Below are 16,435 nucleotides of genomic sequence, written 5' to 3'. Positions count from 1 at the left end.
TGATCGGAAATGGTGCAGGAGGAGATTATGGGACAGCCATCTACGGCTTCGAGGTTGCTGCAGGGTGCGTTTGTGCTCGCGCTGGCGGCCATTATGTCGAAAGTCATCGGAGCTTTTCAGAAGATTCCGCTGCAAAACTTGGGGGGCGACGGTGTTTTCGGCATTTATAACACGGTGTACCCGTTCTATATGATGCTCATCACGATTGCAGCGGCTGGATTGCCTGCTGCGGTCTCCAAGTTCGTGGCTGAAGAAAATGCATTGGGGAGACCGGAAGAAGGACGGAGAGTTGCCCGCCTGTCTTCCGCCTTGCTCGGGGGAATCGGATTGGTCATGGCTGCCCTGATGTATGCGGGAGCCCCCCTTCTGGCAAAGATTATCGGAAACAGCCATGTAGCAGCATCAATACGTACCGCCTCGCTTGCGTTGCTCTTTGTGCCTCTGATGACAGGACTGCGAGGTTACTTTCAGGGACTGCAGCAAATGGTGCCTACGGCCGTATCCCAAGTCTTGGAGCAAACGGTTCGGGTGACGGTCATGATTGTTCTTTTGTTATGGCTGTTAAGGAAAGAAGCCTCGCTGGAGACGATTGCCGCAGGTGCGATGCTCGGATCGGCAGCGGGCGGCATCGCTGGACTGTTGGTTATGCTGTATTTCTGGTATCGCCATCGCCATCGCCTGAAGGCTGTGGACCAGAGCGGACCGACGGGTACATGGAGCAGGACAGGACGATGGAAGGAGGACCCCGTACAAGGGCAGATGGAGACAACCGGGGCAGCAGGCAAACGCAGCAATGCCGAGTGGGTTCGTATGTTAATGGCTTACGCGATCCCGGTTTGTCTCGGTTCGTTGGCCGTTCCCCTCATGAACCTGGTGGACACGTTCACTGTGCCGCGGCTGCTTCAGCGCGAAGGATTGGACGAAATCGGGGTCATGGTCGATTTCGGTATTTACAATCGCGGCCTGCCGCTCGTGCAGATGGTGACGATGCTGGCCACGTCACTATCGGTGCTGTTCATCCCGGCGATGGCCGAAGCCCGGCTGAAGGGTGGGCCGGAAGCCGTAAGACAGCAAGCGGGCATGGCGCTGCGCTGGTTTTGGCTCATCGGCCTGGCAGCATCCGCTGGGCTTGCGGTGCTGGCGGAGCCGATCAACCGCATGCTGTACGGGGATGCCGCAGGCACGGAAGCTTTGCGGTACATGGCGCTGACGGCCGCGGGCAGCACCGTCAGCATTATCGCGGCGGCGCTGCTGCAAGGCCTCGGCGCCGTGCGCGCTCCCGCGTTCAGCATGCTTGCCGCCGCAGGCGTCAAGGCGCTGCTGAACGTGCTGCTCGTGCCGGCGCTGGGCATCAGCGGCGCGGCACTGGCAGGCGCGGCCGCCTACATGCTGGCGGCCGGCCTGAACGTGGCGCTGCTGGCGCGGCGAAGCGGCATGCGCCCGGCCATCGGCGCCGCCCTGGCGAAGCCGGCGCTGGTGATCGCCGCCATGGGTGTGGCGGCGGCGGTCACGGCTTGGGCCGCCGAAGCGGTGCTCGGCGGCGTGGGCATCGCGGCCGATCGCAGGCTGGCCGCGATGGGCATCAGCCTGCTGGGCATGGCCGCAGGCATAGCCGTGTTTGTGCTGGCCGCGGCGCGAACCGGGCTGCTTACCGCCGCAGAGCTGGCGTCCGTTCCGAAAGTGGGCGCTCGCCTGGCCGCGATCTTGCGCAGACTGCGTATTCTGCGCTAGTCACCCGCTCATGCTGCACAGCCTGCATGAGCGCCATTTACAGGCGAGCGGCAGATTCTGGTATAATACGTGTAATCATGATGCGACGCCCGGTTCGAAAGAGCGGGACGCAAGATACGGAGGTTTGTGCATGAGCGCAGCATTAACGGTGGTTGGCCTGGGTTCGGGAGATGCCGATCAACTGACGATAGGAATCGTGAAAAAAATGAAGCAGGCGGCCGTTCTGTACGTCCGCACGCTGGATCACCCTGTTCTGGACGATCTCAGGCAGGAAGGGCTCAAGATGACGTCGTTCGATTCCATCTATGAATCGAAGGCTTCTTTTCCGGAAGTGTATGACGAGATTGCGAACCGGCTTATCGAAGCTGCATGTCAAGGTGAAGGCGGAAGCGAAATCGTATATGCCGTTCCAGGGCATCCCATGGTTGCCGAAGCCAGCGTGCGGCTGTTGAAGGAGCGCTGTCCGGACAAGGGAATATCGCTGCGGGTGATGGGCGGAGAGAGTTTTCTGGACGAAGCGTTCATCCGCCTCGGTTTTGACCCGATTGAAGGGTTCCAGCTGCTTGATGCAAGCAGCTTGAGTCCGGAGTTGATTCAGCCCCAACTGCATACGCTGATCGGACAAGTGTATGACACGTTCACCGCTTCCGACGTGAAATTGTGCCTGATGGAAGTGTATCCGGATGAGTATCCGGTCTATGTCGGTCATGCGCTGGGCGTGCAGGATCAGGAAATCATCCGGAAAGTGCCGCTGCATGATCTCGATCGGGTCGAAGGATATGGGAATCTGTCGCTGATCTATGTGCCAAGAAATACGGAAGATCATTTGCGCCGCCGCTCATTTGCCCGCCTGCACGAGATCGTGAACATTCTTCGCAGCCCTGGCGGATGTCCGTGGGATCAGGAGCAAACGCATCAGAGCATCCGCAAAAACCTGATCGAAGAAACGTACGAGGTCATCGAAACGATAGACGAGGACGATCCGGACCACATGAAGGAAGAGCTCGGCGACCTGCTGCTGCAGATCATGCTGCACTCCCAAATGGAGGAGGAGGTCGGCACTTTTAACGTGTACGATGTCATTGAAGGGTTGAACGACAAGCTTATTTTCAGGCATCCGCATGTTTTTGGCGAAAATCAGGCCAGCGATGCGCATGAAGCGCTGCAGAATTGGGAACAGATGAAAGCAGAAGAGAAACGCCGCAAAGGCCAGGACCTGAAGGCAGCCTCTGTTCTGGACGGCATACCGCCCGACCTGCCTGCCCTGATGAAAGGATACAAGCTGCAGAAAAAAGCAGCCAAAGTCGGCTTTGACTGGGACGATGTCGATGGCGTATTTGCCAAAATCGAAGAGGAGCTGGCTGAGCTGAAGGAAGCCGTACAACAGAATCACTCCGACGAACAACGCAAGCTGGAGCTCGGCGATCTTTTATTTGCCACTGCCAATGTGGCACGTTTCATCGATGCTGATCCTGAAGAAGCGCTGGCTGCAACCAACCGGAAGTTCACGAAGCGTTTCCACTACATCGAAACCCGGTTGCGCGAGCAGGGGAAAACCTCTGCAGAGAGCAATGTTGAGGAGATGGAAAGATACTGGCAGGAGGCCAAGCAAAGAGGCTTGTAAACGGAGCGGTCGGTACATTCGTTCTTAGAAATCCAACTTAGATGAATGACGCTGGATTTGAAATCCCGTATAATGTTGATTGGCATGGATCGGTTTAGGTATTGGACTTGACGGTCTTTGGCGAATTGGTGTGGCGATTGTTAAAAAAAGTCGTCGCCGAAGGCAGGAATTCGAAGCCGAAGCCAGAATACATGTGTAGTAACCTTGCGCGAATCAAGGTGCGGCTTATATGCTGCAGCGCATTCGCAGATACTTTTTTTTCAATTTGGGAGGCTTCTAAAAGATGAACAAAACAGACCTGATCAACAACATTTCCACGAAAAGCGGATTGACTAAAAAAGACGTCGAAGCTGTACTGAACGGCTTTTTGGGCGAAATTACAGATGCACTTGCTAGCGGAGACAAAGTACAATTGATCGGCTTTGGCACTTTCGAAACCCGCAAACGTTCCGGCCGCACTGGCCGCAACCCGCAAACAGGGAATGAAATCGTTATTCCTGAGTCCATTGTTCCTGCATTCAAAGCGGGCAACAAGCTTAAAGAAGCTGTAAAATAATGCGTCTTGATAAATTCCTGAAGGTCTCAAGGCTGATCAAACGCCGCACGGTGGCCAAAGACGTTTCCGAACAGGGACGCGTGCTGATCAATGGACGAGAAGCCAAGCCAAGCGCTGCCGTTAAGGTAGGCGATGAGCTGACGGTTCAGTTCGGTCAGAAACTGGTCACGGTAAAGGTAGAGCGACTTGCGGAGAGCACCAAGAAGGAGGAGGCGACCAGCCTCTATACCTTGGTTAAGGAAGAGCCGATCGCAAAGGATAACGGGCTGAACTGGTAACATTCGCCTGGGATGCCTTGCAGCATCTTTCTGCAAAACCATCGACATAGGGCTGTCCCGTAAGTCATGCAATTGACGAGGGGCAGCCCTTTTGGCTTTTCGTTCAGCGACAATTCTATTTTGTTTCTGTTAGTACCCAAGGTTCTATTCCTTTCTTCTGCTCCATAAGCTAGGTGTAGAAGGAGGGGTACATGCCATGGTTGAGTACGGTAAGCCAAAGCAGCATCATGTGAACATGCAAAATCGAAAGCTGTTGGATCTGACAGGTGTTTCGAATGTGGAGAGTTTTGACAGCGAGGAGTTTTTGCTTCAAACTGAACTTGGACATTTGACCATCCGCGGACATAATTTACATATCAAAAACCTGAACTTGGAGGAAGGTTTGCTGTCCATAGAAGGTACAGTGAGTTCACTCCAGTATCTGGACCCCGGTTCCCAGACCAAAAACGGCAAGGGCTTGTTCGGCAAGATGTTCCGATGAGTCCGGATACTCAATGGATCACTTTGGTGTGGATGGTCCTTTCGGGAGCCGTAATGGGAGTGGCCTATGACAGTTACCGGGTGTTATGCGGGCAACTACGATTTCCGAGATGGAGCGTCCACACGCTCGATCTGTTGTATTGGATCGCTTCGGCGCTGTTCGTTTTTCGGATGCTGTACGCCGGCAACCATGGGCAGCTGCGTTTTTATGTCTTTTTGGGGCTGATTGTGGGGGTTTGCTTCTATTTTTGGCTTTTAAGTGTTACAACCCAACGTTTTGTGGTAATGTTAATTAAACTCGCAAGAACGCTGATTCATTGGTGTGGACATATCCTTAACGTCCTTGTCGTCATGCCCGCCAAAGGGGTATATAAGCTAGTGCGCGTGTTGTTGGGATTTATACTGGCGATTCTCCTTTTTGTGGGCAAGCTCGTATTACAATGCTTGGTGCCTTTCGGAAAGCTGCTTCGCTGGATGTTCAGGCCGCTGCTGAAGCATTGGGTAACGCCGCGCTGGATGATTCAGGCGTGGACAAGGGTTGCAGCGATATGGAAACGCTGGTTTTAAGGAGGTCCGTATATGGGCAGAACAACCTTGGGGCGAACCGCCGCTCCAACAGGCCAGGGGAAATCTGCTGCTTCACGAAGAAGGTTGATGTTATGGATGGTTTTTGTTGTTTTATTCACCATCTGGGCACTCTATACGTTCTTCGTACAGAACGCACAGATTTCGGACAAGAGCTCTCGACTGGCCGCTCAACAGGCATCCCAGGAAGAGACGTTGAAAAAGCTGGATCAGTTGAAGTATGAAGTCAGCCGGTTGAAGGACCCTGAATACATAGGACAGCTGGCACGTAAAAAAGGGTATTACCTCCCTGAAGAAACGCCGATTAAGGTGGAGGGCTCAGGAAACTGACGAGTTTGGTCCATACGAAGGGATAGGCGCTCGATACGGTTCCAGGGTCATCGAATCCGGAAAAAATAGGCTCTATTATAGGGAGCAGCTCAGTTGACCTTGGTTTGAGGCATAAGGTATAATCAGTTTAGCACAGCATTGATTTTTGCATCCAAAAATCGGGTTGTATATTTTTAAGGGAGGATCATTTTATTCTATGGCAATTGAAGTGGGCACCAAGTTAGAGGGCAAGGTGACAGGCATCACGCATTTTGGAGCATTTGTGGATCTGTCAGGAGGTGTCACGGGTCTCGTTCACATCTCGGAAATCGCCGACAATTACGTCAAAGATGTCAACGACCACCTGAAGCTTAATGACGTGGTTACAGTGAAGGTCATCAACGTTGACAAAGACGGAAAGATCGGACTTTCAATCAAGCAGGCTGTTGACAAACCGGTTGAGCAACAGACGCAGTCGAGACCCCCGAGAGGTCCTAGACCGGAACGCAGTGGAGGAGATCGCGAACGTTTCGGTGGCGGCGGCGGAGGTGGTTTCAACCGTGACCGCGGAGGACGTTCCTTCAAGCCCGCAGCAGGCAAACCTTCATTTGAGGATAAAATGTCACGCTTCCTGAAAGATAGCGAGGAACGGATCTCTTCGCTCAAGAAGAACACGGAAGGCAAACGCGGAGGTCGCGGAGCTAAACGTGTCTAATCTGTTCAACCTGATTTAAAATATATACGTTCAAAGCCGTTAGCCCTCGGGCTGGCGGCTTTTTAGCGTTCTTTGCGATTTTTGCAGCTGCCCAGGCAGTAAATAAGAACATTTGTCGTCTACCATTTTTTACCGACAGCATTCCATGGCATTCCGCAGGTATTTTGTTTGAATGCTGCAGCGCTTGGAACAGAAACGATTCAAAATCAGACAATCGCCTCCCTTGGATGGAGGAGCAAAAATCGGCAAAGCAAGCATAGGGACGGGGTTCTGCCGCACTGCGCAATCGCCGAGTCTTTTGTCGTAAATTTTTTATGGCCTGTCCAGTTATTGTGACAAACTATGTCTTTCATTCTATCTATAATCGGTACCAATGAGATGGAATTGAAAACATACGAATGGGGTGCCTTGGGATATGGAAAAGTGGAATGTCATTCAATTTCCGGGATGGAAAGCAGGGAAAGAACGTACGAAGGCGTGGGAGGATCTGTCCGGAAGAATCAAGCAATGGTTCAGCTCCCGCAAGGCGGTCCAGTTCGTTGCTGCACGGAAGTGGGTAATGCTGCTCACTGCGATGGGTTTTTTACTCGGGAAGGCGATGATTCTGAATGAACTGTCCCCCTTTGCCATCGCGTATTTTGCCGTCATTGCGTTTATGCGGAAAGACTATGTCATCCCGGTGGGCATTGCTTTGCTGGCAGGCAGCTTCTTCGCGCCCTTCCCGGTTGTGCTGATCGTTGCGGCCGAAATTGCCATTTTCCTGCTGCTCTACAAAGGTTTGTCCACATATGATCGCGCTGAATTATCCTATGCGCCGGCCATGGTGTTCATGACCACTTTTCTGGTCAAGCTGTTTGCCGTCGTGATCGGCCCTTCGTTCAGCTGGTATGCCATGATGATGCTGACGCTGGATTCGGTGCTCAGTTTCGTGCTTACCCTTGTGTTCATACAAGCGATTCCACTCTTCACGTTCCGCAAAAAAAAGCTTAACTTGAAAAGCGAGGAGATCCTTTGCTTGATCATTCTGCTCGCTTCCGTCATGACAGGTGCCGTAGGATGGACGATACAATCTCTCTCCGTGGAACATATGTTATCGCGATACCTAATTTTGATCTTTGCTTTGGTAGGCGGAGCGCCCTTGGGAGCTTCGGTCGGGGTCATAACCGGCCTGATCTTGAGCCTGGCTGATATGAGCGCCATCTATCAGATGAGTTTGCTCGCCTTTGCCGGGATGCTGGCCGGGATGCTGCGGGAGGGGAAACGCCCGGGCGTTATACTCGGCATGCTGCTCGGCTCATCTATTCTGTCTATCTACCTTGGCGGGCCTAATGACGTAATGAATTCGTTATGGGAAACCTGTGCAGCCATCGCCTTGTTCATACTTACCCCCAAAAGCATTATGGCCGCCATATCCAGATATGTGCCAGGCACGCAAGACCACACGAAGTCACAGCATGAGTATGCCAAACGCATTCGCGACGTGACGGCAGAGCGGGTTACCCGCTTTTCGCAAGTGTTCCGCCAGTTGTCCCGAAGCTTCGACCAGATGTCAGGGGCGGGCGAAGCCGTGAAAAATGAGGGTGGTATGGAGCATTTCATGAATGCTGTTGCGGAGGGCACCTGCGCGTCCTGCTTCAAACGTTCCCAATGCTGGGACGCCAAGTTCATTCAAACCTATAGGTATATGACTGACGTGATGAGTTCGATTGAGGCCAACCCCGAGATGACGGCAGAGCAGATTCCGGTGGGATGGAACCGGATCTGTGCCAAACCGGAGGAAGTGCTTGAAGTTATGCGTGCCCAATATGGACTGTATCAGCATGATTTGCAGTGGAAGCGGCAGATCATGGACAGCCGCCAGCTTGTTGCGGAGCAGTTGTCGGGCGTATCCCAGGTGATGGAGGATCTGGCGAGGGAGATTCAGCGGGAAAGCGAGGAGATGGTGCAGCAGGAGGAACAAATTCGGGAAGCGCTGGAATCATTCGGCCTGTTGATTCATTCCATCGAGATCATTAGTCTGGAGGCAGGCAATGTGGAAATTGAAATTGTCCACGCCTACACGCGGGGGTTTGACGAGTGCCGCAAAATGATCGCTCCGCTCATTTCGGAGGTGCTGGACGAGCACATTGCTGTCCTGCATGAAACGATGACCGATCCTAAACAGGGGCTGGCTACCGTCACCTTCGGGTCGGCCAAAACGTTTGAGATTACGACTGGAGTGGCCGCCGCAGCCAAAGGCGGGGATCTGTTTTCCGGCGATAGTTTCAGCACGGTGGAGATGGGGAACGGCACGTTCGCGGTAGCCCTCAGTGATGGCATGGGCAATGGTGAGCGGGCACGGATGGAGAGCAGTGCGGCTTTAAATATATTGGAGCAGCTGCTGCAATCCGGGATGGATGAAAAACTGGCGATCAAATCGGTGAATTCCATTCTGATGCTGCGCTCCCCTGAAGAAATGTATGCTACTGTCGATATGGCGCTCATTGACGAGTATTCGGCCGAAACCACCTTCATGAAGATCGGCTCAACGCCGAGTTTCATTAAAAGGGGACACGAGGTCATTCAAGTGTCGGCCAGCAATCTCCCGATTGGCATCATCAAAGATATCGAGGTCGATCTGGTGACCGTACAGCTCCAGCCCGGCGATATTTTGATCATGATGACAGACGGCATTTATGATGCACCCGGTTATGCCGTGAACAAAGAACTGTGGATCAAACGCCTGATTCAGGAGGTGAGCAGCGAAGACCCGCAGGAAGTGGCGGACTGCCTGTTGGAGAGCGTGATCCGATACCAGCAGCATGAGATTTATGACGACATGACCGTGATCGTGGCCAAGGTAGAGCACTACCATCCGGAGTGGGCCACATTGCGGGTCCCCGGAATTAGCCGGATGGAACGGCCGCGCACCGTAAGTTGAAGCCCGTTCCCTCTTGTTTGAAATCTCTTCAATCTGGCAATGCTAGTCATAGAATTGAAGAGTAACGAAACGGAGGGATATCGGATGAAGCAAATTCTATTGATTACCGACGGTTGTTCCAATGTGGGCACAAGTCCTGTGCTTGCTGCGGCTGAGGCGCATGAAGAAGGCATAACTGTGAATGTGGTCGGGGTTATCGATTATGGCACGATTGGAGAACTCGGAAGCCGAGAAATCGAAGACATTGCCAGAGCCGGGGGAGGGATCAGTCAGATCGTGGGCACCAGACAGCTGGCCCAAACGATGCAGATGATGACCAGAAAAACGGTGGTACAGACGATCCAACAGGCCGTTAACCGCGAGCTCACGCAGATTTTCGGAGAAAACTCGCCTAAAAGCGTGACCGATCTTGCGCCTGCGCAGCGGGCGCAGGTTGTTGAAGTTATGGATAACATGACGGAAACCGCTCCGCTGCAGGTTGTGCTGCTGATCGATGTCAGTGCAAGCATGAAGCCCAAGCTGCCTGCCGTGGAAGAAGGCATCCGCGACTTGATGCTAAGCTTGCAGGCGAGGGTTGGAAAGAGCCGGCTTGCGGTATTTCACTTTCCCGGCCGGCACAGCGGTGAAGAGGCCGTGATGGATATAGACTGGACGGACGATCCTGGCAGCGTGAAGTCGCTGTTTGGACGTCTGCAAATGAAAGGCGCGACGCCCACGGGACCCGCGATTCAGAGGGTGATTGATTTTTATCGTTATGGTACACTGGAGGAACAGCAGGAAATAGAAGGGAACTATCGCATTGAAAGAGAAGGGATGCTCGGTGACAACGTTGTCTGATGCTTCTTTCCCGCCGGGCACCGTCATTACGGGAAAATGGAATCGAAGCCGTTATACCGTCCGGAAGCTGCTGGGCAAGGGGGCCAACGGCATCGTTTTTCTTGTCCAGCGGCGGGAAAACGGGAAACATTATGCACTCAAAATGGGGTTCGATCCGGTAGATCTGCAATCGGAAGTCAACGTGCTCAAATCGTTTCAACTGCAACGCAAGCACGAGGCCTTGCAACAGAGCGGCATTCCTTCTTATTTAAAAGAGGTTGACGATTACTCCGTTGAGGGACGGGATATCCCCTTCTACGTGATGCGTTACGTTCGCGGCGAGGCATTTCATCACTTTATAAGGCGCCAGGGAACGGAGTGGACAATCGTTGTCGGTCTGCGGTTGCTGCAGAAGCTGTCCCAACTGCATCAGGCCGGATGGGTGTTCGGAGACCTCAAACCGCAGAACGTGCTCGTAACCGATTACGGCCAAGTCGAACTGATTGATTACGGCGGTGTAACATCGATGGGGCGCAGCGTCAAACAATTTACCGAATGGTATGATCGCGGATTCTGGAATGCAGGAAGCCGTGCTGCTGACGGGACTTATGATATTTTTGCATTTGCTTTATTGCTTATTCATGTGTTGGAGGGAGAAGAATTAAAAAGGCTGGCAGCAGAGGGGTTGCCGCAATTGCGGAGCGTCAATCAACTCGTTGCCCTGGTTATGCGCAGCGAGCGGATGAAGCCGCTCCAGAGCTGGACGGTCCAAGCCTTGCGGGGACAGTTCACCGATGCGGAGCAAGCGATTCGCGGCTGGAAAGAGATGATGGCGCGGCCGTCCAAGCTCCGCCGTTCGTCCAGAGGTGCGACGCCGGGCTGGCTTAAAAGCGCATTTGCCATTTCTATCATTATACTTATTGTGGCGCTCATCTATGCACTCCTGAACTGACTGATGCGAGTGCATATACATAACGCAAGGAAAGAGGAAGCAGGGATGGAAGCTTTAGGCTTGGACATGTTGGTGAAGAATGTGATGGAAGCAGCAGAAGAGCATCGGTTATGGGTTTCCGGGGATCGGATCGTCGTTGCGGTGTCCGGCGGACCGGACTCGGTGGCCTTTTTGCATATCATGCATGAAATCAGCACCCGCCATACGCCCCTTGAACTGATCTGTGCACATGTGCATCACGGGTTCCGAAAAGCATCGGACCAGGAAGCCGAGATGGTCAAAGAATTGGCAGGTCGGTTAGGGATTGCCTTCGAGTGGATCAAAGCCGATATTCCTTCGTATATGAAGCTTACAGGCTTGGGTTCGCAGGAAGCTGCACGCGACCGTCGCTATGCCTTTTTGCATGAGGTCGCACGCAAATACGATGCATCCAGCATTGCGCTGGCTCACCATGCCGATGACCAGGCGGAGACGGTTTTGCTTCATTTATTGCGCGGCTCCGGGCTTTCCGGCCTTGCCGGCATGAGGTTTAAACGTCGCGAAAAAAATGTGGAACTAATTCGGCCATGCCTTCGTATAAACAAGACGGACCTTGTAGAAGCTTGTAATACACAAGGTTTCCCGTATGTGAACGACGAGTCGAACACCAACCGAAAATATACACGGAATGCCATCCGTCTGGATGTGCTCCCTTTCTTGGAGCAATTTAACGGACAGATCACGCCGTCTTTGAATCGTCTTGCCGAAATCGTGGGCGATGAAGACGAATTCATGGGGCAGGGTGCACTCGACGCATACAGCTGTCTAGTGCAGAAGAACGGCGGAAGGCAGACCTTTGAGTTGCCTTCCTTTTTGAAGTTACATGTCGCTTTACAACGGAGGTTGATTAAACTAATATTGAATTATCTGCCTTTGGACAGTGATTTTGTCGACTTTACCCGGATCGAAACCATTCGGCGCAAGGTCACGGAGAACGATTCGACGACCTGGAGTCTGGATCTGGGACAAACCTTTGTCTGTACTCGGGAATACGACAATATTTCCTTTGGCGTACGGAATGAAGTACAGGATCAATCTTATGAGTATCGTCTCGAGCGATGGAGCGGAGTTTGCGAGCTTTCGCTCATGGAGATTAATCGTCAACTGCGGTTATTCCCCCTGAGCCCCAAGGACTACCTTGCACCCGAATCGGCTGACGTGGCCGCATTTGATGCGGACGAACTGATCATGCCGCTCGTTGTGCGTTCACGGTTACCTGGAGATACCATGAAGGTCATGGGATTAAACGGAAGCAAAAAGGTGAAAAATATTTTCATCGACGAAAAGGTACCTCCCTCTGTCCGACCACGCATTCCTGTGGTATGTGACGGTGCTGGCAACATTATTTGGTTGCCGGGCGTGCGCCGGTCCAGTCTGGCTCCGGTGAAGGAGGATACTTCTGCCATTCTGTACATGACTGTAGGCGATTCAGCGATTCAGGGGTAGTGGTTATGGTTCAGGTAAGGCTTTCATAGTATAACTTAGGAGGTTCACGCAGTTGCAGAACGACATTCAGGAAGTATTGATCAGCGAGGAAGAGATTCAAAACAAGGTGAAGGAACTTGGTGCAGTATTGAGCGCCGAATATGCAGGTCGCAATCCTTTGGTCATTTGCGTGCTCAAAGGTGCGTTTATATTTATGGCTGATTTGGTTAAAAACATTACTGTACCCGTGGAGATGGATTTCATGGCGGTATCCAGCTACGGCGCTTCAACCAAATCGTCCGGCGTTGTCAAAATCATCAAGGATTTGGACGTATCCGTCGATGGACGCGAGGTCCTGATTGTTGAAGATATCATCGACAGCGGACTTACGCTCAGTTATTTAATCGAACTGCTGCAAGGCCGCGGAGCCAAATCGGTTCGCGTAGTGACACTCTTTGACAAGCCGTCCGGCCGCAAGGTCGAGCTGGAAGCGCATTATACGGGCTTTGACATTCCGGATGCCTTTATTGTTGGTTACGGTCTGGATTACGCCGAGAAGTATCGGAACCTCCCTTATATCGGGATCTTGAAACCAGAGGTTTACACCAGTTAATCTGTGCTGGACCCCAGCCCCGAGCGGCTTTTTTGCTTCTGTTGAGAAGCCATATCGGGCTATGTTAAAATAAATAAAGTGTCTCGAGAGGAGGTAGGGGATGAATCGGTTCATCCGGAATTCTGGTTTTTATTTGATTCTTTTTTTAGTTGTGGTGGGCATAGTCCAATTCGTCAGCAATGGCGGCGAAGCCACCGATAATCCTAGATATGATCAGTTGCGTTCGGCGATTCAGGCCGATAACGTCAAAGATTTGACGGTTCAGTTCGATGGACAGTCATTTCTGGTAACCGGTCATTACAGAACCAAGCCAGCAGAAGCCAAATCAGAAAATTTCTCGACGTACATTCCTCCTACAGACGAAGCGATTGGGGAGCTTGTAAAGGCAAGCGAAACCAATAATTTCGAGTTTAATCAGGAGCCCATGAGAGGTGACAGCATTTGGTTGACATTGCTGACCTCCTTTATTCCTTTGATCATTATGTTCCTCCTGTTCTTCTTCCTGTTTAATCAGGCTCAAGGCGGCGGCGGTAAAGTAATGAACTTTGGTAAAAGCCGTGCCCGTCTCTACAATGAAGAGAAGAAACGGGTCACGTTCGAAGATGTTGCCGGTGCGGACGAAGAGAAGCAGGAGCTTGTCGAGGTCGTTGACTTCCTCAAGGATCCTCGCAAGTTTGCGGCTGTCGGCGCACGGATTCCGAAAGGCGTATTGCTTGTAGGTCCTCCGGGTACGGGTAAAACTTTGCTTGCGCGTGCCGTAGCGGGTGAAGCAGGAGTGCCGTTCTTCAGCATTTCCGGTTCCGATTTCGTGGAAATGTTCGTCGGTGTCGGTGCTTCCCGTGTACGCGATTTGTTTGAAAATGCAAAGAAAAACGCACCATGTATCATCTTCATTGACGAGATTGATGCCGTGGGACGTCAACGTGGTGCCGGACTTGGCGGCGGTCACGATGAACGTGAGCAGACGCTGAACCAGTTGCTCGTTGAGATGGACGGTTTCGGGGCGAACGAAGGCATCATTATCGTTGCCGCAACCAACCGTGCAGACATTCTCGACCCGGCGTTGCTGCGTCCAGGCCGCTTCGACCGTCAAATTACGGTAGATCGTCCGGATGTTAAAGGCCGTGAAGCTGTACTGAAAGTACATTCCCGTAACAAACCGCTCACCAAAGATGTGAAGCTGGATGTGATCGCGAAGCGTACAACCGGATTCTCCGGTGCGGATCTGGAAAATCTCCTGAACGAAGCGGCATTGCTTGCGGCACGCCGTAATCGGAGAGATATTTCGATGCGCGAGGTAGATGAAGCGATTGACCGTGTCATCGTGGGTACGGAGAAGAAAAGCCGTGTCATCAGTGATCGCGAGAAACGCATCGTTGCTTACCACGAAGCGGGTCATACCATCGTAGGTTATTTCCTGGAACATGCCGATATGGTACATAAAGTGACCATTATACCGCGTGGACGCGCGGGTGGATACGTCATCATGTTGCCAAAAGAGGATCGCATGCTCGTCACCAAGCAAGAGCTTCTGGACAAAGTTACGGGTCTCCTGGGGGGCCGTGTAGCAGAGGAATTGTTCATCGGCGAGATTGGTACTGGCGCATATAGCGACTTCCAGCAAGCAACAGGTATTGTTCGCAGCATGGTAATGGAGTACGGTATGAGCGAGAAATTGGGACCAATGCAATTCGGCAGCTCGCAAGGGCAAGTGTTCCTTGGTCGCGATATCGGTCACGAACAAAACTACTCGGATTCCATCGCTTATGAGATCGATCAGGAGATGCAGCGTTTCATCACGGAATGTTATGAGAAATGTAAAGACCTGCTCGTGAAACATTCGAAGGAAGTTCACCTGATTGCACAAACGTTGCTGGAAGAAGAAACCCTGGAGATGGAACAAATCAAGCAATTGATTGAAACAGGATCCCTGGGCAATAAAGCCGCCAGCGACAATGGCAATGAAGGTACACCTAATGAAAGCGGCGAGGCAATCATTGATAATATCGGTGATGTGCGCGTTCGTATTCAAGGCAAGGATGATGTAGTGCCTGAGACACCAGCCGGAGATGTTCCCAACGAAGCTCCGAACCTGGATAAAGGCGATAGCACCGATCCAAGCGATGGTGGTTCGAAGCCGACATCCTAAGCATAATCATAACCGCTCGTTGTTAGCGCGGATTAAAAAGAGAGCCTTCCGGCTCTTTTTTTTTGCAAAAATACATGAATGGATCAAGATAACGCAAATGGAGAGCTAGGACGCGAACCGGGCAGGAAATGGGCCGATACGTGGCAATTCTGTGGCGTTTTCATTAATTGACAGACTCGTGAACGTTGTGTACATTAGGTGTTAAACCGCTTGTGATTCGTTTCTCAAGCGAAAATTACGGTACACAACCTTATACAACACAGCGCTATGCGCTGTCCTGATAAAGGAGAGGATCGCAGGTGGAAGCTCTGGCATTAGAGCGCAAGGCTGAGATGAATCGGGAGCTGCGGGAGCGGCTGCTGCAGTTGAAAAAAGAACGTAACGCCATTATTCTTGCCCATTATTATCAACGTGACGAGGTGCAGGAGGTCGCCGATTTTCGTGGGGATTCGTTCTTGCTTGCCCAGAAGGCAGCGCAGACGGATGCCGATGTCATTGTTTTTTGCGGCGTACACTTCATGGGGGAGAGCGCTAAGATTTTGGCGCCGAACAAAACGGTTATCATCCCGGACGAACGTGCCGGCTGCCCGATGGCAGATATGGTGAATGTGGACGGATTGCGAAAGCTGAAAGCACAGCATCCGAATGCCAAGGTTGTTACTTACATCAACTCTTCCGCCGAAATCAAGGCAGAAACCGATATTTGCTGTACATCAGCCAATGCGGTCAGAGTCATTCAATCTGTCGATTCTGACGAAATCATCTGGGTGCCGGACAAAAATCTGGGCCATTATGTGCAGCAGCACACGGACAAGAAAATGATTATTTGGGAAGGTTACTGCAACACACATGACATGCTGACTGTAAAAGATGTTGTGGAGATGAAAGCCAAGTATCCGAACGCCGAATTTGTCGTGCATCCGGAATGCCGCCCGGAAGTAGTGGCCATGGGGGATTTCGTAGGCAGCACAACGGCCATTCTGGAATATTGCAAAAATTCTACGGCCAAAGAATTCATCGTAGGAACCGAAGACGGAACAGGCTACCAGCTTCGTTTGGACAGCCCGGATAAACAATTTCATTTCGCGACCAAATTCCTCGTATGTCCAAACATGAAGGTCAACAACCTGAAGAAACTGGTGAAATGCCTGGAAACGATGAAACCGCAAATTTACGTACCGCCGGCCGTTGCCGATAAAGCCAGAGAATCGCTAGAGCGCATGTTACTCGTGAAGTAGCGTGC

General features: G+C 52.1%; 15 protein-coding genes. All 15 read left to right on the top strand.

Annotation, left to right across the window (positions count from 1 at the left end; translation table 11 throughout):
- Nucleotides 1–27 precede the first annotated feature (27 nt).
- A complete protein-coding gene (locus L6H98_RS29765; RefSeq protein ID WP_236421334.1) occupies nucleotides 28–1,731 on the top strand; it encodes an oligosaccharide flippase family protein in 1,704 nt (567 codons plus the stop codon).
- A gap of 130 nt (nucleotides 1,732–1,861) precedes the next feature.
- Nucleotides 1,862–3,355, top strand: coding sequence for a nucleoside triphosphate pyrophosphohydrolase (gene mazG, locus L6H98_RS29760; protein ID WP_236421333.1), 1,494 nt, complete (start codon nucleotides 1,862–1,864; stop codon nucleotides 3,353–3,355).
- A gap of 283 nt (nucleotides 3,356–3,638) precedes the next feature.
- Nucleotides 3,639–3,911, top strand: coding sequence for an HU family DNA-binding protein (locus L6H98_RS29755; RefSeq protein WP_236421332.1), 273 nt, complete (start codon nucleotides 3,639–3,641; stop codon nucleotides 3,909–3,911).
- Nucleotides 3,911–4,189, top strand: a complete 279-nt coding sequence (locus L6H98_RS29750) for an RNA-binding S4 domain-containing protein (RefSeq protein WP_236421331.1) — start codon at nucleotides 3,911–3,913, stop codon at nucleotides 4,187–4,189. The genes L6H98_RS29755 and L6H98_RS29750 overlap by 1 nt, the downstream gene beginning before the upstream one ends.
- A gap of 196 nt (nucleotides 4,190–4,385) precedes the next feature.
- The gene (yabP, locus tag L6H98_RS29745; protein WP_236421330.1) at nucleotides 4,386–4,670 is read left to right on the top strand and encodes a sporulation protein YabP; all 285 of its coding nucleotides are present in this window, start codon (nucleotides 4,386–4,388) and stop codon (nucleotides 4,668–4,670) included.
- On the top strand, nucleotides 4,667–5,236 hold the full coding sequence (yabQ, locus tag L6H98_RS29740) for a spore cortex biosynthesis protein YabQ (RefSeq protein WP_236421329.1): 570 nt from the start codon (nucleotides 4,667–4,669) through the stop codon (nucleotides 5,234–5,236). Before yabP ends, yabQ begins: the two co-directional genes overlap by 4 nt.
- A 12-nt stretch (nucleotides 5,237–5,248) precedes the next feature.
- Nucleotides 5,249–5,584, top strand: coding sequence for a septum formation initiator family protein (locus tag L6H98_RS29735; RefSeq protein WP_236421328.1), 336 nt, complete (start codon nucleotides 5,249–5,251; stop codon nucleotides 5,582–5,584).
- A gap of 196 nt (nucleotides 5,585–5,780) precedes the next feature.
- The gene (locus tag L6H98_RS29730; protein ID WP_236421327.1) at nucleotides 5,781–6,278 is read left to right on the top strand and encodes a S1 domain-containing RNA-binding protein; all 498 of its coding nucleotides are present in this window, start codon (nucleotides 5,781–5,783) and stop codon (nucleotides 6,276–6,278) included.
- A gap of 415 nt (nucleotides 6,279–6,693) precedes the next feature.
- Nucleotides 6,694–9,198, top strand: coding sequence for a stage II sporulation protein E (gene spoIIE / locus L6H98_RS29725; protein ID WP_236421326.1), 2,505 nt, complete (start codon nucleotides 6,694–6,696; stop codon nucleotides 9,196–9,198).
- An 84-nt stretch (nucleotides 9,199–9,282) separates the two neighbouring features.
- Nucleotides 9,283–10,035 (top strand): VWA domain-containing protein, encoded by a 753-nt coding sequence (locus L6H98_RS29720; RefSeq protein WP_236421325.1) that lies wholly within the window; start codon nucleotides 9,283–9,285, stop codon nucleotides 10,033–10,035.
- A complete protein-coding gene (locus L6H98_RS29715; protein ID WP_236421324.1) occupies nucleotides 10,019–10,966 on the top strand; it encodes a serine/threonine protein kinase in 948 nt (315 codons plus the stop codon). The genes L6H98_RS29720 and L6H98_RS29715 overlap by 17 nt, the downstream gene beginning before the upstream one ends.
- A 45-nt stretch (nucleotides 10,967–11,011) precedes the next feature.
- A complete protein-coding gene (gene tilS, locus L6H98_RS29710; RefSeq protein ID WP_236421323.1) occupies nucleotides 11,012–12,451 on the top strand; it encodes a tRNA lysidine(34) synthetase TilS in 1,440 nt (479 codons plus the stop codon).
- A gap of 52 nt (nucleotides 12,452–12,503) precedes the next feature.
- The gene (hpt, locus tag L6H98_RS29705) at nucleotides 12,504–13,043 is read left to right on the top strand and encodes a hypoxanthine phosphoribosyltransferase (RefSeq protein WP_236421322.1); all 540 of its coding nucleotides are present in this window, start codon (nucleotides 12,504–12,506) and stop codon (nucleotides 13,041–13,043) included.
- A gap of 100 nt (nucleotides 13,044–13,143) precedes the next feature.
- Nucleotides 13,144–15,192: an ATP-dependent zinc metalloprotease FtsH gene (gene ftsH / locus L6H98_RS29700; RefSeq protein ID WP_236421321.1), complete on the top strand. Its 2,049-nt coding sequence runs from the start codon at nucleotides 13,144–13,146 to the stop codon at nucleotides 15,190–15,192.
- Nucleotides 15,193–15,491: 299 nt separating this feature from the next.
- Nucleotides 15,492–16,430, top strand: coding sequence for a quinolinate synthase NadA (gene nadA / locus L6H98_RS29695; RefSeq protein WP_236421320.1), 939 nt, complete (start codon nucleotides 15,492–15,494; stop codon nucleotides 16,428–16,430).
- Nucleotides 16,431–16,435 lie beyond the last annotated feature (5 nt).

Source organism: Paenibacillus sp. JJ-223 (assembly GCF_927798175.1).
In the GTDB taxonomy this organism is placed as follows: Bacteria; Bacillota; Bacilli; order Paenibacillales; family Paenibacillaceae; genus Paenibacillus; species Paenibacillus hubeiensis.
The sequence above is the reverse complement of the archived record's forward strand: the minus strand, read 5'-3'. Positions and strand labels throughout refer to the sequence as shown.